The organism is Streptomyces sp. NPDC097595 (assembly GCF_044761525.1).
GTDB lineage: Bacteria > Actinomycetota > Actinomycetes > Streptomycetales > Streptomycetaceae > Streptomyces > Streptomyces drozdowiczii_A.
Genome location: NZ_JBIWCN010000012.1, coordinates 130,178 through 153,736 on the forward strand (window position 1 = coordinate 130,178; position 23,559 = coordinate 153,736).

A 23,559-nucleotide genomic window follows, 5' to 3' on the forward strand; every position below is an offset into this window, starting at 1 on the left:
GAGAAGCGGATTGTGCGGCCCCGGGGCGGGCAGGACAACCGTTTCGAGTGGCGGCCGCCGTTCAAACCCGCCCGGCCGCGCGATGCTCGTTGTGCACCATGCATGATACGTGCATGGTGCACACATTCCGTGGTATATGTGTACAGAGAGGTCGTCGTCCCGGTGGGGGAGGCGTGCCGCAGTCGTAGGGAGCCGTGCGTGGACATGCCTGTGGACCGGATCGAGTTCGAGACGATGCTGCTCGGCCGGCACATGAGCCTGCTCACCTCGCGCGGCGGTGGGCGGCTCGACCGGAGCGCGTACATCCTCCTCAGCCGCATCCGGGTCCAGGGCCCGATGTCGATCGGCCAGCTGCACGACGCGTTCGGCCTCGACACCTCGACGCTGAACCGGCAGACCGCCGCGATGCTCCGGGCCGGCGTGGTCGACCGCATCGCCGACCCGGACGGCGGGATCGCGCGCAAGTTCGTCATCACGGACGAGGGGGAGCGCCGCCTCGACAAGGACCGGGCCGAGAACCGGGAGGGGCTGCAACGGGTCCTCGCCGAGTGGACCCCGGAGGAGGCCGCCCGCTTCGCGGACGACCTGGCCCGGCTCAACCGCGACATCGAACGCCTCGACGGCAGGCCCTGGCCGCGCGACTGAGCCGTACGGGCGGAACGCGCACGGTGTGAAGCGGAGCTGCGGTCCCGCTTAAGAAAACCTCGATGGACCTGGGGCGCGGGGTACGGCAGATTTCTCCGTGACGGCGGAGGATGGTGCGCGGCAGCCGGAGCGAGCGCGCTGCCATGCCGTCCCTCTCATCCTTCCCCGGGCCGCAGGCTTCCTCAGGCATGCCCCCGGCCCGGGGAGCTCAACGCCGTACAGGGAGCCGCAGCCGTGAAGGCACTCGTGAAGCAGAAGGCCGAGCCCGGGCTCTGGCTGATGGACGTCCCCGAGCCCGAGACCGGCCCCGGCGACGTACTGATCAAGGTCCTGCGCACCGGCATCTGCGGGACCGACCTGCACATCCGCAACTACGACGGCTGGGCGCAGCAGGCCATCACCACCCCGCTCGTCCTCGGCCACGAGTTCGTCGGCGAGGTCGCCGCGATCGGCGCGGACGTGGTCGACATCGCCGTCGGCGACCTGGTCAGCGGTGAGGGCCACCTCGTCTGCGGCAAGTGCCGCAACTGCCTGGCCGGCCGCCGCCACCTCTGCCGCTCCACCCTGGGCCTGGGCGTCGGCCGCGACGGCGCCTTCGCCGAGTACGTCGCACTGCCCGCGTCCAACGTGTGGGTGCACCGGGTCCCCGTCGACCTCGACGTCGCCGCGATCTTCGACCCGTTCGGCAACGCCGTCCACACCGCGCTGTCCTTCCCGCTCGTCGGCGAGGACGTCCTGATCACCGGCGCCGGCCCGATCGGCATCATGGCCGCCGCCGTCGCCAAGCACGCCGGCGCCCGCAACGTCGTGATCACCGACGTCAGCGAGGCCCGCCTCGAACTGGCCCGCAAGGTCGGCGTCAGCCTGGCGCTCAACGTCGGCGAGCACACCATCGCGGACGGCCAGAAGGAGCTGGGCCTGCGCGAGGGCTTCGACATCGGCCTGGAGATGTCCGGCCGCCCCGAGGCCATGCGCGACATGATCGCGAACATGACGCACGGCGGCCGGATCGCCATGCTCGGACTCCCTTCCGAGGAGTTCGCCGTGGACTGGGCCCGGATCGTCACCTCGATGATCACGGTCAAGGGCATCTACGGCCGCGAGATGTACGAGACCTGGTACGCCATGTCCGTCCTGCTGGAGGGCGGCCTCGACCTGGCCCCCGTGATCACCGGCCGGTACGGCTACCGCGACTTCGAGGCGGCCTTCGACGACGCGGCGAGCGGGCGCGGCGGCAAGGTCATCCTCGACTGGACCGTCTGACCTCTTCACCTAAGGAACCGGCATGTTCGACTCCGTACGCGACGACCTGCGCACCACCCTCGAAGAGATCGAGGCGGCCGGGCTGCACAAGCCCGAGCGCGTCATCGGCACCCCGCAGTCCGCGACGGTGGCCGTCACCGCCGGGGGCCGCCCCGGCGAGGTGCTGAACTTCTGCGCCAACAACTACCTGGGCCTCGCCGACCACCCCGACGTGATCGCCGCCGCGCACGAGGCGCTGGACCGCTGGGGCTACGGCATGGCCTCGGTCCGCTTCATCTGCGGCACCCAGGAGGTCCACAAGGAGCTGGAGCAGCGGCTCTCCTCCTTCCTGGGACAGGAGGACACGGTCCTCTACTCCTCCTGCTTCGACGCCAACGGCGGCGTGTTCGAGACGATCCTCGGCGCCGAGGACGCGGTCATCTCCGACGCCCTCAACCACGCCTCGATCATCGACGGCATCCGCCTGTCCAAGGCCAAGCGCTTCCGCTACGCCAACCGCGACATGGCCGACCTGGAGACGCAGCTCAAGGAGGCGTCCGGGGCCCGGCGCCGGCTGATCGTCACCGACGGCGTCTTCTCCATGGACGGTTACGTCGCACCGCTGCGCGAGATCTGCGACCTGGCCGAGCGCTACGACGCCATGGTCATGGTGGACGACTCGCACGCCGTCGGCTTCGTCGGCGCCGGCGGACGCGGTACGCCGGAGCTGCACGGCGTCATGGACCGCGTCGACATCATCACCGGCACCCTCGGCAAGGCGCTCGGCGGTGCCTCCGGCGGTTACGTCGCGGCGCGCGCCGAGATCGTCGCCCTGCTGCGCCAGCGCTCGCGCCCGTACCTCTTCTCCAACTCGCTCGCCCCCGTCATCGCCGCCGCCTCCCTCAAGGTCATCGACCTGCTGGAGTCCGCCGGCGAGCTGCGCGAGCGGCTCAACGCCAACACCGCGCTCTTCCGTACCCGGATGACCGAGGAGGGCTTCGACATCCTGCCCGGCGACCACGCCATCGCCCCCGTCATGATCGGGGACGCGGCGAAGGCAGGCCGGATGGCGGAGCTGCTCCTGGAGCGCGGTGTGTACGTGATCGGGTTCTCGTACCCGGTCGTCCCCCAGGGCGCGGCCCGCATCCGCGTCCAGCTCTCCGCCGCGCACTCCACGGCGGACGTGAACCGCGCGGTCGACGCGTTCGTCGCGGCGCGCGCCGAGCTGGAGGGCTGAGGGCGGTCCCAGAACGGTCGCGGGGGCGGTCAGGGTGCCCCCGCGACCTGGCACGACGTTCCCCCGCGACCTGGGACAATAGGGCACATGATCGATGCCCGGCGGCTGCGCGTGCTGCGTGCCGTGGCGGACCACGGCACGGTGACCGCCGCGGCCGCCGCCCTGTACCTGACCCCGTCCGCCGTCTCCCAGCAGCTCGCCGCCCTGGAGCAGGAGACCGGCCACCGCCTCGTCGAACGCGGCTCGCGCGGGGCCAGGCTCACCCCGGCCGGCGAGATCCTGCTCACCCACACCAACGCGGTCCTGGCCCAGCTGGAACGGGCGGAGGCCGAGCTCGCCGCGTACGGCTCGGGCGAGGCCGGTACGGTCACGGTCGCCGCGTTCGCCACCGGCATCGGGCTGGTGCTCGCCCCCGCCATCGCCGCGCTGAGCCGGACCGCCCCCGGCATCAAGGTCCGCGTCCAGGACGCGGAGGGCGACGCGAGCGTCCCCATGGTCCTGGACCGGCAGGTCGATGTCGCCGTCGCCGTCGAGTACCGGGGCGCCCCGGGCGAGGACGACCGCCGGCTCACCCGCGTACCGCTCTACTCGGAGCCGTTCGACGCGGTGCTCCCGGTGGGGCACCGGCTGGCCGGCCAGGAGCAGGTGGCCGTCGCCGAGCTGGCCAAGGACGCCTGGATCGGGCCCTACCCCGGCAACCCCTGCCACGACGTGGTGGTCCTGGCCTGCGAGTACGCCGGCTTCGCCCCGAACCTCGAACACTCCTCGGACGACTTCCACGCGGTCGTCGCCCTCGCCGGCGCGGCCGCCGGAGTGGCCCTGGTGCCGCGCACCGCCCTGCGCGGCATGACGCTGACCGGCGTGGTGGTCCGCCCGGTACGCGGGACCGCCCCCACCCGCCGGGTCTTCGCGGCGGTCCGCCGGGGCGCCGAGGCCCACCCGCTGATCGCACCGGTCCTGGAAGCGCTGGCGGGCGCGGCGGGCTGAGGGGCGCTGCCCGGCCCCACCCCCACCCCCGCCCCGCTGCCCGGCCCCGCCCCCGTCACGCCGGCTGGAGCAGGTCCCAGCGGTTGCCGTACAGGTCCTCGAAGACCGCGACCGAGCCGTAGACCTCGTGGCGCGGCTCCTCCAGGAAGCGCACCCCGGCCGCCGTCATCCGGGCGTGGTCGGCCGCGAAGTCCTCGGTGTGCAGGAAGAAGCCGACCCGGCCGCCGGTCTGCGCGCCGACGCTCGCCGCCTGCGCCTCGTCCTTGGCCCGGGCCAGCAGCAGCCCCGTACCCCCGGTACCACGCGGCCGCACCACCACCCAGCGCGAGCCGTCGCCCCGGTCGGTGTCCCAGGGGGTGTCTTGCCGATCAGGGCCGGGTCCGCGACGCCTGGCACGGCACCTCGCCGCGTTGCCGAAACACCCTAATCGCTCCGCGATGAGGGCATTCCGGCGCCTTGCGATGCACCGCACCAGACGCCGCGGCCTGACCGACCCTGATCGGCAAGACACCCCCTCAACCAGCTCGAAGCCGAGGGCCCCGGTGTAGAAGGAAAGGGCCTCGTCATAGTCGCGGACGACCAGCGTGACCAGGGCGATGTGCGGCATGGAACTCCTCGCGGTGCGGCAGGGCCGGGCGGGCGCCGGCCCCCGGGCGCGACACTATCCGCATGGACCTCCCCGACCTCACCGCCCGCGCGCACCGCCTCGCCCGGGCCGGCGGGCGGCGCGTCCTCGGCATCGCCGGGCCGCCCGGAGCCGGCAAGTCGACCCTGGCCGGGCGGATCGCCGACGCGCTCGGCCCGCTCGCCGCCCTCGTGCCCATGGACGGCTTCCACCTCGCCCAGGCGGAGCTGGAACGCCTCGGCCGGGCCGGCCGCAAGGGCGCGCCCGACACCTTCGACGCCGCCGGATACGCCGCCCTCCTGCGCCGGCTGCGCGCCCCCGAGCCCGGGACCGTCGTCTACGCCCCCGCCTTCGACAGGTCCCTGGAGGAACCGGTCGCCGGGGCGATCCCCGTACCCCCGGACGTCCCGCTCGTCGTCACCGAGGGCAACTACCTGCTGTACGGGGAAGGGCCCTGGGCGCCGGTGCGCGGGCTGCTGGACGAGGCGTGGTACCTGGACCCCGACGACGCGGTGCGCGTGCCCCGGCTCGTCGCGCGGCATGTGCGGTACGGGAAGGCCCGGGCCGAAGCCGAGCGCTGGGTGGCGCGGTCCGACGAGGCCAACGCCCGGCTCGTCGCGGCCGGCCGAGACCGGGCCGACCTCGTCGTCCGCTGACCCGCTCGCGTGCGCACCGGCGGGCGGGCAGGATGGGAGGGCCGTTCCGTGCCGTCAGGAGGCCAGCATGCCCACGAACCAGCCCGTGCCGTTCACCGCCGACGACTACCGGGCCAGGATGGCGAGGGCCGCCGAGAGCGCCGCCGCGGCCGGGCTCGCCGGGGTGCTCGTCGCGCCCGGGCCCGACCTGGTGTACCTGACGGGCTACCAGCCGACGGCGATCACCGAACGGCTCACCCTCCTCGTGCTCGCGGCGGACCGGGACCCCGTCCTCGTCGTGCCGACGCTGGAGGCACCGGACGCGGCGAAGGCCGTCGGCGCCCCCGCCCTGACCCTGCGCGACTGGACGGACGGCAAGGACCCGTACGAGGTCACCGCCCCGCTGCTGGACGGGCAGGGCCGGTTCGGGATCAGCGACAACGCCTGGGCGATGCACCTGCTCGGCCTCCAGCAGCGGCTGCCCGGCACCTCGTACGCCTCGCTCACCCAGGCGCTCCCGATGCTGCGCGCGGTGAAGGACGCCCATGAGCTGGAACGGCTCGCCGCCGCCGGGGCCGCCGCCGACGCCGCGTACGGGGAGATCCTGAAGGTCCGCTTCTCCGGCCGGAAGGAGACCGAGGTCGCCGCCGACCTGGCCCGGCTGCTCACCGAGCACGGCCACTCCCAGGTGGACTTCACCGTGGTCGGCTCCGGCCCCAACGGCGCCAACCCGCACCACGAGGCGGGCGAGCGCACCATCGAGCACGGCGACATGGTCGTCCTCGACTTCGGCGGCCTCAAGCACGGCTACGGCTCCGACACCTCCCGTACCGTCCACGTCGGCGAGCCCACCGCCGAGGAGCAGCGGGTCCACGACATCGTGCGCGAGGCGCAGCAGGCGGGCTGCGCGGCGGTGCGCCCCGGTGTCGCCTGCCAGGAGATCGACCGGGCCGCCCGTGCCGTCATCACCGAGTTCGGCTACGGGGAGCGCTTCATCCACCGCACCGGCCACGGCATCGGCGTCACCACCCACGAGCCGCCGTACATGATCGAGGGCGAGGAGCAGCCGCTGGTGCCGGGCATGTGCTTCTCGGTGGAGCCCGGCATCTATCTGCCGGGCCGGTTCGGCGTCCGCATCGAGGACATCGTGACCGTCACCGAGGACGGCGGGCGCCGGCTCAACGCCACCGCCCGCGAACTCGCGATCGTGGAGTAGCTTTCAAGGGCACGCGTCTCAGTCGTCGGCCAGCACCACGCAGGACTCCGGCGGCAGGTGCAGCATCCCGTCCGGGCCCGGCGGGTCCACCGGCAGCCACGCGGCGAGCACCCGCCCCGGACCGCCCCGGTGCCGTCCGTTGCCCAGCGGGATCGCGGCGGGCTCCGCGTCGAGGTTGACCGCGATCCGCAGGTCGCCCCGGCGCACCGCGAGCCACCGCGCCCCGTCGTCGTACGCCGCCTTCACGCTCGCCAGGTCCGGGTCGCGCAGGTCCGGCAGGGTGCGGCGCAGGGCGATCAGCTCGCGGTACCAGGCGTACAGCCGGGCGTGCGGCTCGCGGTGGAGCTCGTCCCAGTCCAGGCAGGAGCGGGCCCGGGTGGCCGGGGCCTGCGGGTCCGGGATGTCCTCCTCCGCCCAACCGTGCGCCCCGAACTCCCGCCGCCTGCCCGTGCGTACGGCCTCCGCCAGCTCCGGGTCCGTGTGGTCGGTGAAGAACTGCCACGGGGTGCGGGCGCCCCACTCCTCGCCCATGAACAGCATCGGCGTGAAGGGCCCGGTCAGCACGAGGGCCGCCGCGCAGGCCAGCAGCCCGGGGGAGAGGGAGGCGGCGAGCCGGTCGCCGAGGGCCCGGTTGCCGATCTGGTCGTGGGTCTGGGCGTAGCCGACGAAGCGGTGGGCGGCGCTGCGGGTGACGTCGACGGCGCGGCCGTGCGTACGGCCCCGGAAGCTGGAGTACGTGCCGTTGTGGAAGAAGGCGCTCGTCATCGTCTTGGCGAGCCCGGCCAGCGGGGCGGCCGCGAAGTCCGCGTAGTAGCCCTGGGACTCACCGGTGAGCGCGGTGTGCAGGCAGTGGTGGAAGTCGTCGTTCCACTGCGCGTGCAGCCCGAGCCCGCCCTCCTCGCGCGGGGTCGTGGTGCGCGGGTCGCACAGATCGGACTCCGCGATCAGCGGCAGCGGGCGCCCCAGCTCGGCGGAGAGCGCGTCGGCCGCCGTGGACAGCTCCTCCAGATAGGTCAGCGCCCGGGTGTCGGCCAGGGCGTGCACCGCGTCGAGCCGCAGCCCGTCGAGCCGGTAGTCCCGCAGCCAGGCGAGCGCGCTGCCCAGCAGATACGCCCGCACCTCGTCGGAGCCCGGCGCGTCCAGGTTGACCGCCGCGCCCCACGGGGTGTGGTGCGTCTCGGTGAAGTACGGGCCGAACACGGGGAGGTAGTTCCCGGACGGGCCCAGATGGTTGTGGACGACGTCCAGGACGACGGCCAGCCCGAGACCGTGCGCCGTGTCGACGAAGCGCTTGAGCCCCTCGGGCCCGCCGTACGGCTCGTGGACGGCCCACAGCGACACCCCCTCGTACCCCCAGCCGTGTACCCCGGGGAACGGGCAGACCGGCATCAGCGACACATGGGTGATGCCCAGCTCCGCGAGATGGCCGAGCCGGGCCGCCGCCGCGTCGAACGTGCCCTCGTCCGTGAACGTGCCGATGTGCAGCTCGTACAGGACCGCGCCGGGCAGCTCGCGCCCCGCCCACTCCGAGCGCCAGGAGTACGCGTCGTGGTCGACCACCGCCGACTCGCCGTCGGGCCCGTCCGGCTGGCGGCGCGAGCGGGGGTCGGGGCGCACCGGACCGCCGTCCAGGGCGAAGCCGTACCGGTCGCCGTCCACGGCCTCCGCCTCGGCGATCCACCAGCCGGGCCGGTCCGGATCGGGCTCCATGGGCCGTGGTTCGCCCGCCAGCCGCAGCGCGGCCGACCCCGCGTCGGGTGCCCATACCTCGAACAACATGCAGCACTCCCTCGGTCCCGGGGCCGTGCGACCCGGGACCATCGTGCTACGACGACGAGGTGGCCGTCAGGCGTCCCACACCATGTCGAAGGCGCGCTCGAAATTGACGTAGCCCAGCCGGGCGAACGCCTTCGCCATCGGCACATTGCCGAGGTCCGTCGCCGCCCGGATGCGCTCCACCCCGTCCTGCGCGGCCAGTATCCGCGTCCCCTCGGCGAGGATGTCGTCGATGTAGCCGTGACCGCGGTGGGCGGGCAGCACACCGATGTACGCGATGATCGGGTTGTAGCTGTTGCGGGCCGGGATCACGAAGCCGACCGGCTCGCCGTCCGGGAGTTCGGCGATACGCCACCACTCCCGGGGCGTGGCGTACCCGGCCAGCTCCTCGTCGTAATGCTTCTCGGCGGCCAGACGCGGCGTCAGACCGGACGCCAGGTCCGTCTGCCCGTGCGCGTCGAGGGTCCCCTCCATCACGGGCGTCATCAGCGCGAGCAGGTCCTCGCGCCCCGCCACCGGCCGGAACCGCAGCCGCCCGCTCGGGGCGGGCACCGGGGTCCCCGCGCGCCACTCCAGGCGCAGCCGCTCCACGAGCATCCGGGCCCCGGTGCGCTCCATGACCCGGATCCGGGCCTCGACGGCCTCGCGGACGGCCGGGTCCTCACGCCAGTCGGGCGGCACGAAACGCCCGTACTCGGGGCGCGGCGCCCCGGCCGGGACCACGGCGGCCGTCGCCTTCTCGACCAGGCGCAGCCCGGCCTCCTCGCGTTCGGCGAGCGGCAGGGTGTCGTCCAGGTCGAAGAAGTCGAGCAGCAGCGGCACGGCACCGTCCCTGCTCCACCAGGCGATCCGCGCCACGACCCGGTCGCCGCGCAGCGCGATCCACATCCATTCCGGGCGGCGGCGGCCCGTGGCGAGGTCGTCGGCCAGCTCGTGGTCGAGGACGTAGGGCAGTTCGAGGAAGAGCTTCAGCTCCTCGGGGCCGGTCAGTGGACGGATGGTCAGATCAAGCGGTGCGTCGGGCACGGAGCTCCAGGGTCGTACGGGCACGCCACGGCGATCACCGGGCGGCGGCCGACCCTAGCAACGTTCCGCACGGGCCGCTCCTGGTTATCCGGTGCAGGTCAGAGGTGCCGGAAACCGGGGTTCTTCTGGACACCCCGGGCCCGTCGGACCGACAATCGAGCCGTGACGTCCCCGTTCGAGTACCACACGCCCACCGCGCGCCTGTCCGACGCGCAGCGCGACCGTGTTCTCGGTGTGCTCAGGGAGGGCGCCGCCCAGGGCAGGCTCTCCCAGGACACCTTCATGCAGCGCATGGAGGTGGCGCTGACGACCAGCCGCCCCGAGGAGCTGGAAGCCCTCACCAAGGACCTGGAGCGCGAAGGCCGTTGGTCGCGGGGGCTGTTGCGCGTCGTCGGCGGGGTCTCCGGCTTTCCCGAGCGGGTCCGCCGGGCCTGGAGGGCGGAGCGGCTGCCCAAACTGCTGCTCCCCGCCCCCAGCCCGAAGCCCCTGCTCATCGGCCGCGACCCGGGCAACGGACTGCGGCTCAGCCACGAGACGGTCTCCCGGATGCACGCGGAGCTGATCGCGCACGGCGACCGCTGGCTGCTGCGGGACCTCGGCTCGACCAACGGCACCTGTGTCAACGGACAGCGGGTCACCGGCACGGTCCCGGTGCGCGAGGGGGACCAGGTGAGCTTCGGCCGCATGATGTTCCGCCTCTCCGCGCCGACGCTCCGCCCGCCCGCGTAGGGCTTTCCACCGTCCACTCCATCGCCGTCGGCATCCTCCCCGACGTCTTCGCCCGCTGGCGGACCGCCCACCCCGGCGTCGCCCTCGTCCTGCACGAGTACGCCACCACCGAGGCGCTGGAGGACCGGATCGAACGGGGCACCGCCGACCTCGCCGTCGGCCCGCCGCCCGCCCGCTGGAGCGGCCCGGTCGTCCCCGTCGGCATGGAGGACATCGTCCTCGTCGTCCCCTTCGACGACCCGCTCGCCGGGCGGGCCTCGGTCCGCCTCCAGGAGCTCGCCGACCGCTTCTGGGTGCGCTGCGCCATGGAACCGCTGGTGGACGGGACCCCCTTCATCGACTGGGCCTGCGCCCGCGCCGGCTTCAGCCCGCGTACGGCGGTGCGCACCGAGCACACCTCGACCGCGGTGCGCATGGCGGCGGCCGGGGTCGGCGTCGCCCCCGCCCCCGCCCATGTCGTACGGGGCGCGGTCGGCGAGGACTGCGCCCTGCTCACCGTGGACCCCGCCTGGCGCCGCGAGCTCGCCGTCTTCTCCCGGGTCCCGCTGACCGGCGCGGCCGCCGCCTTCACCGATCTGCTGGCCGATGCCCGGCGCGGCGGCGAGGCGGCCCGCATGTCACCTGAACGGCCGCGCGCCGACTGCGACGCGACCGTTCAGGTGATGCCCTGAGGGGGACCGCGCCGTCCACCGGCGTACCGACTCGCCCGGGGGAACCGCCATGCAGGCAGACGCGCCCCGAGACATACCGGCCCCGACCACCTCGCCCGAGCCACGGGCCCACGCCACCCGTTCCGCCAGGTCCCGCAGGACCGGCCGGCCCTGCACCGGGCCCAGCCTGCTCGCGCGCGGCGCGGCCCGGGACCCGTACCGCTTCTACCGGATGCTGCGCGAGCAGTACCCGCTCAGCTACGACGCGCCCCTCGGCGCCTGGCTGGTCAGCCGGTACGACGATGTGACCACCGCTCTCACCGACCCCCGGTTCACCGGCTTCCCGCAGGACGGGGCGCCCCGGGGCGGGCCCGCGCCGCTCGGCCTGTGCCACGGCAGCCCGCGCTGTCTGCCCGCCGACCGCTACACCGTGGTCACCGGAACGGTCCCGGACGGGCTCGCCGAACGCGTGGAGCGCACCGTCTACGTGCTCGCCCGGCGCATCGCCCGGTCCTCCCGGGCCGACCTGGTCGAGGAGTTCTGCCGCTGGCTGCCCGCCGCGCCGGCCGGTGACGGGCCGTGCGCCCGGGACACCGCCCTGCGCCGGACCGTGCTCGCCTCGCTCCTCGCCAATCTGCTGGACGACCCCGACCTGCTGGCCGCCCTGCGCGTCGAACCCGCGCTCACCGGCCGGGCCTGGACCGAGTCGCTGCGCCGCGACCCGCCGGTCCAGGTCGTCCTGCGGCGCACGGTCTCCGAGGTCGCGCTCAGCGGTGGCACCCTTCCCGCGCGGGCGCCCGTCGCCTGCCTCGTCGGGGCCGCCGCGCGCGACCCCGGGCGGTTCGCGGCGCCGGACGCCTTCGACCCGTTCCGCCCGGACCAGGACCGCGCGCTGACCGGCCCGCCGGGCTGCCCGGCGGTGGCGCTCAGCCGCCTGGAGGCCGAGCAGGGGTTGCGCGCCCTGCTCGACGCGATGCCCCGGCTCCGCTGGGCGGAGGGCTTCCGCCCGGCCGCCACGGGCCTGCTGACGAGGGGCCCGCGCTCCCTCCTCGTCCGACCGGGCTGAGGGCCTGTCGCCAAACTGCCGTCTGCCGCGCGGCGTCAGGCACGCACTCTCGCCGCACCGGCCCCAGACCCCGGTACGTCCAGTACAGGGGTCTGGGGCCGGCACGCCGAGAGCACACGCCTGACGCCGCGCGGCCGCCCTGCGGGCGACGACGGCAGTTTGACGACAGGCCCTGAGCCCTCACCCCCGTACGAGCAACGCCACCGGCCGGTCCGCGAACAGCTCCGCCACCTCCGCCGTGCCGCCCGTGAACTCGCGGCCCGGCGTGAGGAGGTCCCGCCACACGCCGTCGTCCGGCAGGGCCAGCCGCGTACCGCGCCAGCCGCCCGATTCGGCGAGCCGCAGCGACAGCCGGGTCACCGCCGTGACGACCTCGCCGGACCGGCAGAAGGCCACACAGTGCGAAGCCGCCGGGCCCGAGGCGCGCAGTGGGGCGTACGTGCCCGACTCGCCGAACACCGCCGGCCGCTCCCGCCGCAGCCGCAGCGCCACCCCGGTCAGCTCCGCCTTCTCGTCGGCGGGCGCGTCCGGCGACGGCTCCGTGAACGGCCGCCGGTTGTCCGGGTCGACCAGCGCCAGATACGCGCGCTCGGTGCCCTGGTAGAGGTCCGGCACCCCCGGCATCGTCAGGTGCACCAGGGCCGCGCCCAGCGACTGCGCCCGAACATGGGCGGCCAGCGGGGCGGCGAACTCCTCCACGAGGGACCGCACCGGACCGGTGTCCGCGGCGGGACCGGCGGCGACGAAGTCCGACGCCAGCCGCTCGTACAGCGGATCGGGCTCCGTCCAGCTCGTGAACAGGCCCGACTCGCGCACCGCCTTCAGCAGCGCCGGCTCCAGCCGCGCCGCCCGCTCCTCGGCCGGGATGCCCGCGCAGCCGACCGCCGTCTGCCACGCCTGCCAGGCGAGCTGCGGATCGGGCGCGGCCTGGGCGGACCGCCCGAGCCCCGCCACCAGACCCGCCCACCGCCCGGGGCACTGGGACAGCACCGCGATGCCCGCCCGCACATCGGCGCTGCGCTTCGTGTCATGCGTCGTCAGGGCCGTCCCGGTGGCGGGCCAGTCGCGGGCGAGGCGGGCGCAGAAGGCGTGGAAGTCCTCCGGCTCGACCGCCGGGTGCCCCGGGTCGCCGCCCACCTCGTTCGCCGAGATCAGCGGCAGATAGCGGTAGTACGCGGTGTCCTCGACCGCCTTCGCCCGCAGCGCGGACGAGGTCTGGGCGAACCGGGCGCAGAAGGCCTCCCGGTCCGCGCCGCCGCCGAGCCGCCCGAGCGCCAGGTCCCGCACCACGTCGACGGCCGACGCCTCCTCGCGCACCGCGAACGCCGCCTTGGCGTCGCTCACCGTCGTCGCGTCGAGCGTCGCCTCGGCCGCGTCGGAGCAGGGGCCGCCCGCCGTCACGTACGGGCGGTAGACCGGGACGCGCACCAGCAGCTCGCGTACGGCGGTGCGCAGCGCCCAGGGGGCGTGGTCGCGCAGCGCGGGGTCCCCGGCGCAGATCCGGGAGGCGAGGCGGGTCAGCAGCTCGGTCTCCGCCGCCAGTTCATGGGTGACGACGCGGTACGCGGCCCGGCGCACGGTCGCCGTCCAGTGACCGCCCCGGTCGTCGGCCGGGGACGCCGCCTCGCGGTAGTGGCCGAGCAGCTCGGCGGCGCCCTGGGGGTCGGTGAAGAGCCCGTCGATCCGGTACAGCGCGTCGTAGCCGGTGGTCCCGGCGACGGCCCAGCCGGCCGGCAGCCGCTCGGCGCCGGTGAGGATCTTCTCCACCACCGTCCACACCCCGCCGCCGGCCTCGGAGAGCCGTTCCAGATAGCCGGCCGGGTCGGCGAGGCCGTCCGGGTGGTCGATCCGCAGACCGTCGACCACCCCGTCCCGGACCAGTTCGAGGATCTTGCCGTGGGTGGCGGCGAAGACCTCCGGGTCCTCCACCCGCACCCCGATCAGCTCCGAGATGGTGAAGAACCGCCGGTAGTTCAGCTCGGTACGGGCCAGCCGCCACCAGCCGAGCCGGTAGTGCTGGACGTCCAGCAGCTCCGGCAGCGGCAGGCCGGCGGTGCCTTCGCGGAGGGGGAACTCCTGCTCGCCGTAGCGCAGCACCTCACCGTCGACCCGCATCCGCGCCATCTCGTCGCCGATCCGGCCGCCCAGCACCGGCAGCAGCATCCGCCCGTCACCGGCCGCCCAGTCGATGTCGAACCAGCGGGCGTACGGGGAGTCCGGGCCCTCGCGCAGCACCTCGCGCAGGGCGTGGTTGTGGACGGCGTCGGCCGCCATGTGGTTGGGCACGATGTCCAGGACCAGGCCGAGCCCGTGCTCCCGCGCGGTGCGCGCGAGGCGGCGCAGCCCCTCCTCGCCGCCCAGCTCGTCCCGTACCCGGCCGTGGTCGGTGACGTCGTAGCCGTGCCGGGAGCCCGGCACCGCTTCCAGGACCGGGGAGAGGTGCAGATGGGAGACGCCGAGCGAGGCGAGGTACGGCACGGCGTCCTCGGCGGCGCGGAACGGGAACTCCGGCTGGAGCTGGAGCCGGTACGTGGCGGTAGGCGTCATGAAGACCTTCGTACCCACATCGGGGCCGCCTGTGTCACCCCGCCCGGCACAAGGGCCTGTCCGGCGGATCAGGGCCGGATAGGGCGCGGCGTCTGGTGCGGTGCATCGCAAGGCGCCGGGGCGTCCTCATCGCGGAGCGATTAGGACGTTTCGGCAACGCGGCGAGGTGCCGTGCCAGACGTCGCGACCCCGGCCCTGATCCGCCGGACAGGCCCTGGGGCACGACGGGGTGACACGGGCGGCCCCGCGCGACCGGTCAGGCCGGGCGTTGCAGCACCACCATGCTGCGGCCCACCAGCGTCACCCGGTCGCCCGCCGCCACCTTCGGCCCGGCCCCGGGCAGCACCCCGGCCGGGCGCGCGGTGTCCACGACGGCGTGCCACTGCCGGCCGTGGTTGACGGGCACGGCGAATTCCAGCGTCTCGGCGCTCGCGTTGAACATGAGCAGGAACGAGTCGTCGGAGATCCGCTCCCCGCGCGGCCCCGGCTCCGAGATGGCGCTCCCGTTCAGGAACACCGTCAGGGCCTTCGCGTGGGCGGCCTGCCAGTCCCGCTGGGTCATCTCCTGGCCCTCGGGCGTGAACCAGGCGATGTCGGACAGCTCGTCGTGCGTGCCCTCCACCGGGCGGCCGTGGAAGAACCTGCGGCGGCGGAAGACCGGGTGGTCGCGGCGCAGCCACACCATCGCCCGGGTGAACTCCAGGAGGCTCATGTCCTCGGGCCCGGCGCTCTCCTCCTCGCCGTCCTCGCCCACCGCGGCGGCCGGCTCGGGCCAGTGCACCCACGACAGCTCGTTGTCCTGGCAGTAGGCGTTGTTGTTGCCCTGCTGGGTACGCCCGAACTCGTCGCCGTGGCTGAGCATCGGCACGCCCTGCGACAGCATCAGCGTGGCGAGGAAGTTGCGCATCTGACGCTCGCGCAGCTCCAGCACCTCGGTCCGGTCCGTCTCGCCCTCGGCGCCGCAGTTCCACGACCGGTTGTGGCTCTCGCCGTCCCGGTTGCCCTCGCCGTTGGCCTCGTTGTGCTTGTCGTTGTACGAGACCATGTCGTGCAGCGTGAAGCCGTCGTGGCAGGTGGTGAAGTTGATCGAGGCCAGCGGACGCCGCCCGTCGTCCTGGTACAGGTCCGAGGACCCGGTCAGCCGCCCGGCGAACTCGGCCAGCGTCCGGGGCTCGCCCCGCCACAGGTCGCGGACCGTGTCCCGGTACTTGCCGTTCCACTCGGTCCACAGCGGTGGGAAGTTCCCCACCTGGTAGCCGCCCTCGCCCACGTCCCACGGCTCGGCGATCAGCTTGACCTGGCTGACCACCGGGTCCTGCTGCACCAGGTCGAAGAACGACGACAGCCGGTCCACCTCGTGGAACTGCCGGGCCAGCGTGGCCGCCAGATCGAAGCGGAAGCCGTCCACATGCATCTCGGTCACCCAGTACCGCAGCGAGTCCATGATCATCTGGAGCACGTGCGGCGACCGCATGAGCAGCGAGTTCCCGGTGCCCGTGGTGTCCATGTAGTACCGCTGGTCGTCGGTCAGCCGGTAGTACGAGGCGTTGTCCAGCCCCCGGAAGGACAGTGTGGGCCCGAGGTGGTTGCCCTCGGCGGTGTGGTTGTAGACCACGTCGAGGATGACCTCGATGCCCGCCTGGTGCAGGGCGCGCACGGCCTGCTTGAACTCCAGGACCTGCTCGCCCCGGTCGCCCCAGGAGGCGTACGCGTTGTGCGGGGCGAAGAAGCCGATCGTGTTGTAGCCCCAGTAGTTGGCGAGCCCCGCGTCCGCCAGCCGGTGGTCCTGCACGAACTGGTGCACCGGCATCAGCTCGATCGCCGTGACGCCCAGCTCCGTCAGATGGGCGATGATCTCCGGATGCGCCAGCCCGGCGTACGTGCCGCGCAGCTCCTTCGGCAGCCCCGGATGGAGCATCGTCAGGCCCTTCACATGGGCCTCGTAGATCACCGTGCGGTGGTAGTCCGTACGGGGGCGCCGGTCGTCGCCCCAGTCGAAGTACGGGTTCACCACGACCGACGTCATGGTGTGCGGGGCGGAGTCGAGATCGTTGCGCGCGTCGGGCTTCCCGAACGGGTAGCCGTACACCTCCTCGCCCCACTTGATCTGCCCGGACACCGCGCGGGCGTACGGGTCGAGGAGCAGCTTGGCGGAGTTGCACCGGATGCCGTGCTCCGGTTCGTACGGCCCGTGCACGCGGAATCCGTAGCGCTGACCGGGCATCACCCCGGGCAGATACGCGTGCCGGACGAACGCGTCGGTCTCTCTCAGCTCCACCGCCGTCTCGGAACCGTCGTCGTGCAGCAGGCACAACTCGATTCGGTGGGCGGCCTCCGAGAAGACCGCGAAATTGGTCCCGGCGCCGTCGTACGTGGCACCGAGCGGGTACGCCTGTCCCGGCCACACCTGCATGGATTCGACTCTTCCCGTCCTGCCGCGGTCGCCCTGGGGAATTGCGGGCCGCCTGGTCCCCGGCCCAGATCTTCCCCGAAAGTGAGCCCCTTACCTAGGACGTCGGCCGGTCGGTCAACCTCGTGCCTCTCCGTGTCGCCCGGAACCGGCCGTCGGCCGGGCCCGTGCCCGAGCTGTCCGGTTCGTGGCCCTCGCTGGGGTGTTTAATCCCTATGAATCCGCTCACTCCCGTCGAAGCCGCCGACCGGAACAGGTTTGATTCCATGGGGAGTTGGTAAAGGAGCCTGCGCATCCGGCTGCACCGGCTCCCGCTCCCGGAGTACCCTTCCTTGATCGTTGGTGGGGGAGTGGAAGGCGGTGCGTGGGTGAGCTCGGGAGGGTTCGAGCTGCCCCCGGGTGACGCGGGTCACGAGGGGGACGTGGCCGAGGTCCCGCCCGGGGCGGTATCGCTGGCACAGCCCCTGGAGATCGGTGCGGAGCTGGACTGGGACGCCGACGCCTGGAGCGAGGTGCGCACGCGCGCCCAGCGGGCCGGGCGCGCGTATATCTGGCTGAATCTGGTCGAACAGCGGCTGCGCGCCGTCGTGGCGGCGGTGCTCCGGCCGATCTACGAGCCCGTCCACGGCGAGGACTGGGTGGTGGCCGCCGCCGGGCCCGCCGGCCAGGAGTGGGTGCAGCGCGCGGTCGCCGTGCGCGAGGTCTCCCGCCGCAAGGGCTATCTGCTCGACCCGGCCGACGACAACGTCCTCAGCTTCCTCACGCTGCCGCAGCTCCGCGAGCTGATGGTCCAGCACTGGCCGTGTTTCGAGCCGTACTTCGACGACCGTCGCGATGTCGAACTGGCGCTCGACGAGTTGGAGGTCGCGCGCAATGTCGTCTCCCGCAACCGCGCGCTCAACGAGGCGGTGCTCGCGCAGGCGGAGCGGGCCTCGGCCCGGCTCCTGGAGATGCTGGGCAGCGGGGCGGGGGTGCCCTCGGCGGACCGGCTCCCCGTCGACGCGGTCGAGGAGCTGGTCGGCGACCGGTACGCGGACGTGGTCTCCGTCCACTCCGACCGGGTGCGCCTCCAGCGTCAGCTGCCCGCCGAGGACCTGTTCGGCGATGCCCGCCGGCTCGACGCGATCGGCATCGGGCTCAACCTGCTGGTGCAGAACTTCTCCGGACGCCGGCTCATCCGGCTCGCCGAGTCGGGCTGCCGGATCCGGCTGCTCTTCATCAACCCGGCCAGCAGCGCCGTCAAGCGCCGGGAGCGGGAGCTCGGCCTGAAGAAGGGCGAGCTGAGCCGGTCCGTTGAGATGAACATCCTGCACACCCGCCGGGTACGCGCCAAGCTCCGCGACCCGGACGCCTTCCAGATCCACGTCTTCGACGAGACCCCGCGCTTCACGGCCTACCTGGTGGACGGCGACGGGGCCGACGCGGTCGGGGTCGTCCAGACCTATCTGCGCCGGGCGCGCGGCATGGAGGCGCCGGTGCTGGTGCTGCGCGGCGGCGGGCGTGCGGTGGTCCGGGCGGGGCAGGGGTACGAGCACGGGCTGTTCGAGACGTACCGCGAGGAGTTCGAGTCGGTGTGGACGGACTCCCGGCCGGTCTCCTGAGCGGCGTTGTCAGTGGCCCGTGCGAGGGTGGTCGTCATTCGGGGGAGCACCATGAAGGAGGTACGGGATGAGCTGGCACCGGCACGCGCTGGTCGGCTTCGATCTGGAGACGACGGGGACGGACCCGCTGGAGGCCCGCATCGTCACGGCCGCGGTGATCGCGGTGGACGACCGGGACGGTGAGCCGACCGCCCGGCACACCTGGCTGGCCGACCCGGGCATCCGCATCCCGGCCCAGGCGTCCGCGATCCACGGCATCAGCAGCGAGCGGGCGGCGGCGGAGGGCCGGCCCGCGCGCGAGGTGGCCGACGAGATCGCCGACACGCTGGCCGGCTACTGGCGCCGGGGCGTCCCGGTCGTCGCGTACAACGCCGCGTTCGACCTGACGCTGCTCACGGCGGAGTTGGACCGCCACGGGCTGCCGACGCTCGCCGACCGGCTGGGCGGCGCGCCCGTCGGCCCCGTCATCGACCCGTACACCATCGACCGGGCGGTCGACCGCTACCGCAAGGGCAAGCGGAATCTGGAGGCGGTGTGCGTCGAGTACGGCGTGGTGCACGGCGGTGCGCATGACGCGGCGGCGGACGCGGTGGCCGCGGTGCGGGTGGCGTACGCGATAGCCGCCCGCCACCGTGCCGTGGCCGAACTCCCGCCGCCCGCGCTGCACGCCCGCCAGATCACCTGGCACGCGGAGTGGGCCGCGGACTTCCAGAACTTCCTCCGCCGCAAGGGCACCCCGGACGCGGTGGTGGACGGCCAGTGGCCGGTCCGGGAGCCGGTACGCACGACGGCCTGAGCCGGTGCGTTGTCCTCAATCGCCGGACGGGCTTGAGTTCGGTGGCGGCGGTCCGCGCGCCGGCCTGATCGTGTGTCCTCAATCGCCGGACGGGCTTGATTTTGCCGGCCGTGTTCTGCCCGCGGTGGGGGTCCGGGCCGAAATTCAAGCCCGTCCGGCGATTGAGGACACCCGACCCAGGGCGCCCGCGCCGGGCGGACGGCCAAATCAAGCCCGTCCGGCGATTGAGGACACACGCTGGACCGGCGCGCCGGGGGACCTCACCGGTTCAGAACGGATACCACCGCACCGAAGGGTCACCGTTCCGCAGGGACGCCACCCGGCGACGGAACTCCGCGAGAGCGGCCGCGTTCGACGGCGCATGCTGCGCCACCCACGCACAGCTCGCCGTCTCCCGCGCCCCCCGCAACACCCCGCACCCGTCCCACTCCCGCACATCCCACCCGTACGCCCCGGTGAACGCGTCATACGCCTCGGCCGGCAGCCCGTACCGGTCGCGGGACAGTGCGAGGACCACCAGATCGTGTTCGCGCAGATCGGAGGAGAAGGTCTCCAGGTCCACCAGGACCGGACCGTCCGGCCCGACATGGACATTGCGCGCCAGCGCGTCCCCGTGGATCGGCCCCGGCGGCAGATGCGGGACCAGCGCCGCGGCCGCCGCCGCGAACCCGTCGCGCCGCTCACGCAGATACGCCGCGTCCGCCGGATCGATCGCGTCGCCCGCCAGCCGCAGCCACCGCTCGACGCCGCCCAGCAGCTCCCGGCGCGGCAGCGCGAAGTCCTCCGGCGCGGGCAGCGCGTGGACGGCGGTGAGCAGCGGGGCCAGATCGCGCGGCTCGGCCGGCCGCACCGCATCGGGCAGCCGGTGCCACACGGTCACCGGATGACCCTCGACCAGCCGCGCCCCGCCCTCGGCGGCCCGCACGGCGGGGACACCGGACGCCGCGAGCCACCGGGCGACGGCCACCTCGCGCTCGGCGCGTTCCAGCAGCTCGGGGTGGGTCACGGCGTCCCGGCCGACCTTGACGACGAGGCCGTCGTCCGTGAACACCGCGTTCTCGCCGAGCGCCAGCAGCTCCGCGCCCCCGGGGAACCCGGCGGCGGCCAGCACCTCGCGCGCTTCCATCTCGTTCATGGTCCGATTTTCGCATCCGTGCAGGTTGCCTTGACGAACCGGCGGCCCGTCAGCACGATGACGGAGGCCACCTGAGCGGCCAGAACGGCAAGTAGCCGGTCGAACGACGCAAAGGGGGCGTAAGCATGACATTGGCGAGTGCAACCGCACAGTCCGGGCGCCACGGGCCACCCGGCAAGCGCACCGGCAAGCGCACCGACGACCGGCTCGACCGGGGCGCCGGGACCTGGTTCCTGGTGCTGCCCGCCCTCATCCCGATCCTCGTCCTGAGCGTCGGCCCGCTGCTCTACGGCATCGCGCTCGCCTTCACCGACGCCCAGTCCGGCCGCACCCGCGCCACGCAGTGGATCGGCACGCTGAACTTCCAGGACCTGCTGCACGACGGGCTGTTCTGGGAGTCGTTCCGGATCGGCCTGGTGTGGGCGGTCGGCGTCACCGTCCCGCAGTTCGTCCTGGCCCTCGGCCTCGCGCTGCTGCTCAATGAGAACCTGCGGATGCGCTGGCTGGCCCGGGCCCTGGCGATCATCCCGTGGGCGATGCCCGAGGTCGTCGTCGGCATCATGTGGCGGCTGGTCTACAACCCGGACGCCGGCATCCTCAACGAGACCATCCGCGATCTGGGCCTCGGGGACGGCCGGGACTGGCTCACCGGGCTCGCGACCGCGCTGCCCGCCGTGATCGTCGTCGGCGTCTGGTCCGGGATGCCGCAGACCACGGTCGCCCTGCTGGCCGGGCTCCAGAACACCCCGCACGAACTGCACGAGGCCGCCGCGCTGGACGGGGCGGGCGCCTGGCGCCGGTTCCGTACGGTGACCTGGCCCGCCCTCAGACCGGTCGCCCTCTCCATCACCGCGCTCAACTTCATCTGGAACTTCAACTCCTTCGCCCTGGTCTACGTCCTGACCAACGGCGGCCCCGGCGGCCGCACCCGGCTGCCGATGCTCTTCGCGTACGAGGAGGCGTTCCGCTACGGGCAGTTCGGCTACGCAGCCGCGATGGGCTGCGTCATGGTCGCCGTGATCTCCGTGATCCTCGCCGTGTATCTCGCCGGACGGCTCAGGGGAGGCGACGACCGATGAGCATGCGCACCAAACGGTCCGTACGCGCCGGGCAGTACGTGGCGCTGCTCTGCTACCTCGTCTTCCTGGCGTTCCCCTTCCTCTGGCTGATCTCCACCGCCTTCAAGCCCGCCCCGGAACTCGGCTCCCTGCACCCGACCTGGATTCCGCAGCACCCGACGCTGGACAACTTCCGGCAGGCGTTCGACGAGCAGCCGCTGCTGCGGGCCACCGCCAACTCACTGATCGCCGCGCTCTCGGCCGGGCTGATCGCCGTGCTCATCGCGACCCCGATGGCCTATGTGATGGCCCGCCACCGCACCCGCCTCGCCACGGCCGCCACCGGCTGGGTCGTGGTCAGCCAGGCGTTCCCCTTCGTCCTGCTGATCATTCCGCTCTTCCTGGTCCTGAAGAACCTGCACCTGATCAACACCCTCTGGGGTCTGATCCTGGTCTACGTGGTGTGGGCCCTGCCCTTCGCGCTGTGGATGCTCGTCGGTTACGTACGGGCCGTGCCGCGCGAGCTGGAGGAGGCGGCGGCGGTCGACGGGGCCGGGCGGCTGCGCACGCTGGTCTCCGTCACCGCCCCGCTGCTGGCCCCGGGGATCGTCGCCACGGCCCTCTTCGCGTTCATCACCGCGTGGAACGAGTTCTTCTTCGCGCTCGTCCTCCTCAAGACCCCGGAGAAGCAGACGTTGCCGGTCGTACTGACGCACTTCCTCGGCGCCGAGGGCGCCAGCGACCTCGGCCCGCTCGCCGCCGCCGCGTTCCTCGCCACCCTCCCCTCGCTCGTGCTGTTCGCCGTGATCCAGCGGCGGATCACCGGCGGCATGCTGGCCGGGGCGGTGAAGAACTGATGCGCGCGCTGGTACGCAACGCTGCCGCGGCGGCCACCGCGCTCGCCCTGCTGCTCACCGGCTGCGGCGGGGGCGACAACGGCGACGCGGACGGGAAGGTCACCCTTCGCTTCCAGTCGCTGGCCTGGCAGAAGGAGTCCGTCGACATCAACAAGCAGCTGGTGAAGGAGTGGAACGCGGCCCACCCCGACATCCACGTCGAGTACGTCCAGGGCAGCTGGGACAGCGTCCACGACCAGCTCCTCACCTCCTTCGAGGGCGGCGAGGCGCCCGACATCATCCACGACGCGTCCGACGATCTCGCCGACTTCGCGTACGGGGGCTATCTCGCCGACCTCCGCCCCCTCCTCCCGGACGCGCTGACCGAGGGCATCCCGCGCAACAGCTGGGAGACGGCCACCTTCGACGGCGGGGTCTACGGCGTGCCCTTCCTCCAGGAGCCCCGGGTCCTGATCGCCAACACCAGGATCCTCAAGGAATCCGGGGTCCGCATCCCGACCCCCGAGCGGCCGTGGAGTTGGACGGAGTTCCGCCAGGTGACCAAGGAGCTGACCGGCAAGGGCCGTTACGGGGTCGCCTGGCCGCTCAAGGAGCCGGTCTCCGTCACCCTCAACCTCGGCCTCTCGGCGGGCGGCGAGCTCTTCCACCGGGGCGCCGACGGCAAGGTGACCGTCGCGATGGGGGAGGGCGACCAGGTCGTCCCGGGCACCATCCACGACCAGGTCAACACCGACCACAGCGCCGCCCGCACCGCGCTCGGCATGGGCGGCGGCGACACCCTGCCCGGCTTCTTCGGCGGCAAGTACGCGATGGTGCCGCTCGGGTTCTCGTACCGTCAGCAGATCGTGGAGCAGGCGCCCAAGGGCTTCGAGTGGACGGTACTGCCCGCCCCGGCGGGCCGGGACGGCCTGGCGCAGGGGGTGAGCCCGCAGACCCTGTCCGTCGCCGAGGACAGCCCGCACAAGAAGGAGGCGGTGGAGTTCATCGACTTCCTGCTCAGGCCCCCCAACATGGTGCGCCTGGCCAAGGGGGACTGGATGCTGCCCACCGGCACCGAGGCGCTGGCCGACCCCTCCCTGCACACCGCGGACCGGGGCTGGGCGACCGGCGCCGCGCTCGCGGGGGCGCTGCGGTCCGCCCCGGCGCAGTCGGTGCGCGGCTACCCCGAGTGGAAGGACAAGGTGGCGACGCCCGCGTTCCAGGAGTACTACAGCGGAGCGATCGACGCGGCCGAGCTGAAGAAGCGTCTGGTGGCCGACGGCAACCGGGTCCTGGCCCGCTACCAGCGCTGAACGCGCGGGCCCTCCTCCCGGCGTCCGGG

Annotated in this window: 19 protein-coding genes and 1 pseudogene; 14 read left to right on the forward strand and 6 right to left on the reverse strand. The window is 73.2% G+C overall.

Annotated features, from left to right (window positions below; all coding sequences use genetic code 11):
- Positions 1 to 198 precede the first annotated feature (198 nt).
- The 4 genes from ACIQZN_RS20110 (at position 199) to ACIQZN_RS20125 (ending at position 4,111) form a co-directional block, all read left to right on the forward strand.
- The gene (locus ACIQZN_RS20110) at positions 199 to 645 is read left to right on the forward strand and encodes a MarR family winged helix-turn-helix transcriptional regulator (protein WP_265539748.1); all 447 of its coding nucleotides are present in this window, start codon (positions 199 to 201) and stop codon (positions 643 to 645) included.
- Positions 646 to 879: 234 nt separating this feature from the next.
- Complete coding sequence (gene tdh / locus ACIQZN_RS20115) at positions 880 to 1,908, forward strand: L-threonine 3-dehydrogenase (protein ID WP_403995401.1); 1,029 nt, start codon at positions 880 to 882, stop codon at positions 1,906 to 1,908.
- A gap of 22 nt (positions 1,909 to 1,930) precedes the next feature.
- On the forward strand, positions 1,931 to 3,124 hold the full coding sequence (locus tag ACIQZN_RS20120) for a glycine C-acetyltransferase (protein WP_403995404.1): 1,194 nt from the start codon (positions 1,931 to 1,933) through the stop codon (positions 3,122 to 3,124).
- An 87-nt stretch (positions 3,125 to 3,211) separates the two neighbouring features.
- On the forward strand, positions 3,212 to 4,111 hold the full coding sequence (locus ACIQZN_RS20125; RefSeq protein WP_403995407.1) for a LysR substrate-binding domain-containing protein: 900 nt from the start codon (positions 3,212 to 3,214) through the stop codon (positions 4,109 to 4,111).
- Positions 4,112 to 4,166: 55 nt separating this feature from the next.
- Here ACIQZN_RS20125 and ACIQZN_RS20130 read toward each other — a convergent pair whose 3' ends face one another.
- Positions 4,167 to 4,718, reverse strand: coding sequence for a VOC family protein (locus ACIQZN_RS20130; RefSeq protein ID WP_403995410.1), 552 nt, complete (start codon positions 4,716 to 4,718; stop codon positions 4,167 to 4,169).
- A 62-nt stretch (positions 4,719 to 4,780) separates the two neighbouring features.
- On the opposite strand from ACIQZN_RS20130, the gene ACIQZN_RS20135 reads away from it, so the two are divergent.
- On the forward strand, positions 4,781 to 5,392 hold the full coding sequence (locus tag ACIQZN_RS20135; RefSeq protein ID WP_403995413.1) for a nucleoside/nucleotide kinase family protein: 612 nt from the start codon (positions 4,781 to 4,783) through the stop codon (positions 5,390 to 5,392).
- Positions 5,393 to 5,459: 67 nt separating this feature from the next.
- Positions 5,460 to 6,587, forward strand: a complete 1,128-nt coding sequence (locus ACIQZN_RS20140; RefSeq protein ID WP_403995416.1) for an aminopeptidase P family protein — start codon at positions 5,460 to 5,462, stop codon at positions 6,585 to 6,587.
- A gap of 18 nt (positions 6,588 to 6,605) precedes the next feature.
- Here ACIQZN_RS20140 and treZ read toward each other — a convergent pair whose 3' ends face one another.
- Together treZ and ACIQZN_RS20150 are read right to left on the reverse strand one after the other, a co-directional pair.
- Positions 6,606 to 8,366 (reverse strand): malto-oligosyltrehalose trehalohydrolase, encoded by a 1,761-nt coding sequence (gene treZ, locus ACIQZN_RS20145; RefSeq protein ID WP_403995419.1) that lies wholly within the window; start codon positions 8,364 to 8,366, stop codon positions 6,606 to 6,608.
- A gap of 66 nt (positions 8,367 to 8,432) precedes the next feature.
- Positions 8,433 to 9,389 (reverse strand): GNAT family N-acetyltransferase, encoded by a 957-nt coding sequence (locus tag ACIQZN_RS20150; RefSeq protein WP_403995422.1) that lies wholly within the window; start codon positions 9,387 to 9,389, stop codon positions 8,433 to 8,435.
- Positions 9,390 to 9,551: 162 nt separating this feature from the next.
- On the opposite strand from ACIQZN_RS20150, the gene ACIQZN_RS20155 reads away from it, so the two are divergent.
- The 3 genes and pseudogenes from ACIQZN_RS20155 (at position 9,552) to ACIQZN_RS20165 (ending at position 11,834) form a co-directional block, all read left to right on the forward strand.
- Complete coding sequence (locus ACIQZN_RS20155) at positions 9,552 to 10,118, forward strand: FHA domain-containing protein (RefSeq protein ID WP_403995425.1); 567 nt, start codon at positions 9,552 to 9,554, stop codon at positions 10,116 to 10,118.
- Between the two features lie 5 nt (positions 10,119 to 10,123).
- Positions 10,124 to 10,789: pseudogene (locus tag ACIQZN_RS20160) on the forward strand (LysR family transcriptional regulator substrate-binding protein); the annotation flags it as partial.
- Positions 10,790 to 10,838: 49 nt separating this feature from the next.
- A complete protein-coding gene (locus ACIQZN_RS20165; RefSeq protein ID WP_403995427.1) occupies positions 10,839 to 11,834 on the forward strand; it encodes a cytochrome P450 in 996 nt (331 codons plus the stop codon).
- A gap of 180 nt (positions 11,835 to 12,014) precedes the next feature.
- Here ACIQZN_RS20165 and treY read toward each other — a convergent pair whose 3' ends face one another.
- Together treY and glgX are read right to left on the reverse strand one after the other, a co-directional pair.
- Positions 12,015 to 14,381, reverse strand: a complete 2,367-nt coding sequence (gene treY, locus ACIQZN_RS20170) for a malto-oligosyltrehalose synthase (protein WP_403995430.1) — start codon at positions 14,379 to 14,381, stop codon at positions 12,015 to 12,017.
- A gap of 256 nt (positions 14,382 to 14,637) precedes the next feature.
- Positions 14,638 to 16,794, reverse strand: a complete 2,157-nt coding sequence (gene glgX / locus ACIQZN_RS20175; protein WP_403995433.1) for a glycogen debranching protein GlgX — start codon at positions 16,792 to 16,794, stop codon at positions 14,638 to 14,640.
- 365 nt (positions 16,795 to 17,159) lie between these two features.
- Between glgX and ACIQZN_RS20180 the strand changes: the two genes are divergently transcribed.
- Both ACIQZN_RS20180 and ACIQZN_RS20185 read left to right on the forward strand, forming a co-directional pair.
- On the forward strand, positions 17,160 to 18,392 hold the full coding sequence (locus ACIQZN_RS20180) for an SAV2148 family HEPN domain-containing protein (protein ID WP_018100654.1): 1,233 nt from the start codon (positions 17,160 to 17,162) through the stop codon (positions 18,390 to 18,392).
- Positions 18,393 to 18,459: 67 nt separating this feature from the next.
- The gene (locus ACIQZN_RS20185) at positions 18,460 to 19,188 is read left to right on the forward strand and encodes a 3'-5' exonuclease (protein WP_403995436.1); all 729 of its coding nucleotides are present in this window, start codon (positions 18,460 to 18,462) and stop codon (positions 19,186 to 19,188) included.
- 268 nt (positions 19,189 to 19,456) lie between these two features.
- Here the strand turns inward: ACIQZN_RS20185 and ACIQZN_RS20190 are convergent, their stop codons facing one another.
- Positions 19,457 to 20,323 (reverse strand): phosphotransferase enzyme family protein, encoded by an 867-nt coding sequence (locus tag ACIQZN_RS20190; RefSeq protein WP_403995439.1) that lies wholly within the window; start codon positions 20,321 to 20,323, stop codon positions 19,457 to 19,459.
- Between the two features lie 125 nt (positions 20,324 to 20,448).
- On the opposite strand from ACIQZN_RS20190, the gene ACIQZN_RS20195 reads away from it, so the two are divergent.
- From ACIQZN_RS20195 to ACIQZN_RS20205, 3 genes are read left to right on the forward strand one after another with little or no spacing between them, the layout of a single operon-like run.
- Positions 20,449 to 21,402 (forward strand): carbohydrate ABC transporter permease, encoded by a 954-nt coding sequence (locus ACIQZN_RS20195; protein ID WP_403995442.1) that lies wholly within the window; start codon positions 20,449 to 20,451, stop codon positions 21,400 to 21,402.
- The gene (locus ACIQZN_RS20200) at positions 21,399 to 22,238 is read left to right on the forward strand and encodes a carbohydrate ABC transporter permease (RefSeq protein WP_403995445.1); all 840 of its coding nucleotides are present in this window, start codon (positions 21,399 to 21,401) and stop codon (positions 22,236 to 22,238) included. The genes ACIQZN_RS20195 and ACIQZN_RS20200 overlap by 4 nt, the downstream gene beginning before the upstream one ends.
- A complete protein-coding gene (locus ACIQZN_RS20205; RefSeq protein ID WP_403995448.1) occupies positions 22,238 to 23,530 on the forward strand; it encodes an ABC transporter substrate-binding protein in 1,293 nt (430 codons plus the stop codon). Before ACIQZN_RS20200 ends, ACIQZN_RS20205 begins: the two co-directional genes overlap by 1 nt.
- The last annotated feature ends 29 nt before the right edge of the window (positions 23,531 to 23,559 follow it).

Coding starts and splice junctions, on each gene's coding strand:
- ACIQZN_RS20185 (WP_403995436.1), top strand. CDS start 18,460: ATGAGCTGGCACCGGCACGCGCTGGTCGGCTTCGATCTGGAGACGACG.
- ACIQZN_RS20140 (WP_403995416.1), top strand. CDS start 5,460: ATGCCCACGAACCAGCCCGTGCCGTTCACCGCCGACGACTACCGGGCC.
- ACIQZN_RS20130 (WP_403995410.1), bottom strand. CDS start 4,718: ATGCCGCACATCGCCCTGGTCACGCTGGTCGTCCGCGACTATGACGAG.
- ACIQZN_RS20205 (WP_403995448.1), top strand. CDS start 22,238: ATGCGCGCGCTGGTACGCAACGCTGCCGCGGCGGCCACCGCGCTCGCC.
- ACIQZN_RS20125 (WP_403995407.1), top strand. CDS start 3,212: ATGATCGATGCCCGGCGGCTGCGCGTGCTGCGTGCCGTGGCGGACCAC.
- ACIQZN_RS20165 (WP_403995427.1), top strand. CDS start 10,839: ATGCAGGCAGACGCGCCCCGAGACATACCGGCCCCGACCACCTCGCCC.
- ACIQZN_RS20190 (WP_403995439.1), bottom strand. CDS start 20,323: ATGAACGAGATGGAAGCGCGCGAGGTGCTGGCCGCCGCCGGGTTCCCC.
- ACIQZN_RS20200 (WP_403995445.1), top strand. CDS start 21,399: ATGAGCATGCGCACCAAACGGTCCGTACGCGCCGGGCAGTACGTGGCG.
- ACIQZN_RS20120 (WP_403995404.1), top strand. CDS start 1,931: ATGTTCGACTCCGTACGCGACGACCTGCGCACCACCCTCGAAGAGATC.
- treZ (WP_403995419.1), bottom strand. CDS start 8,366: ATGTTGTTCGAGGTATGGGCACCCGACGCGGGGTCGGCCGCGCTGCGG.
- ACIQZN_RS20135 (WP_403995413.1), top strand. CDS start 4,781: ATGGACCTCCCCGACCTCACCGCCCGCGCGCACCGCCTCGCCCGGGCC.
- glgX (WP_403995433.1), bottom strand. CDS start 16,794: ATGCAGGTGTGGCCGGGACAGGCGTACCCGCTCGGTGCCACGTACGAC.
- ACIQZN_RS20195 (WP_403995442.1), top strand. CDS start 20,449: ATGACATTGGCGAGTGCAACCGCACAGTCCGGGCGCCACGGGCCACCC.
- treY (WP_403995430.1), bottom strand. CDS start 14,381: ATGACGCCTACCGCCACGTACCGGCTCCAGCTCCAGCCGGAGTTCCCG.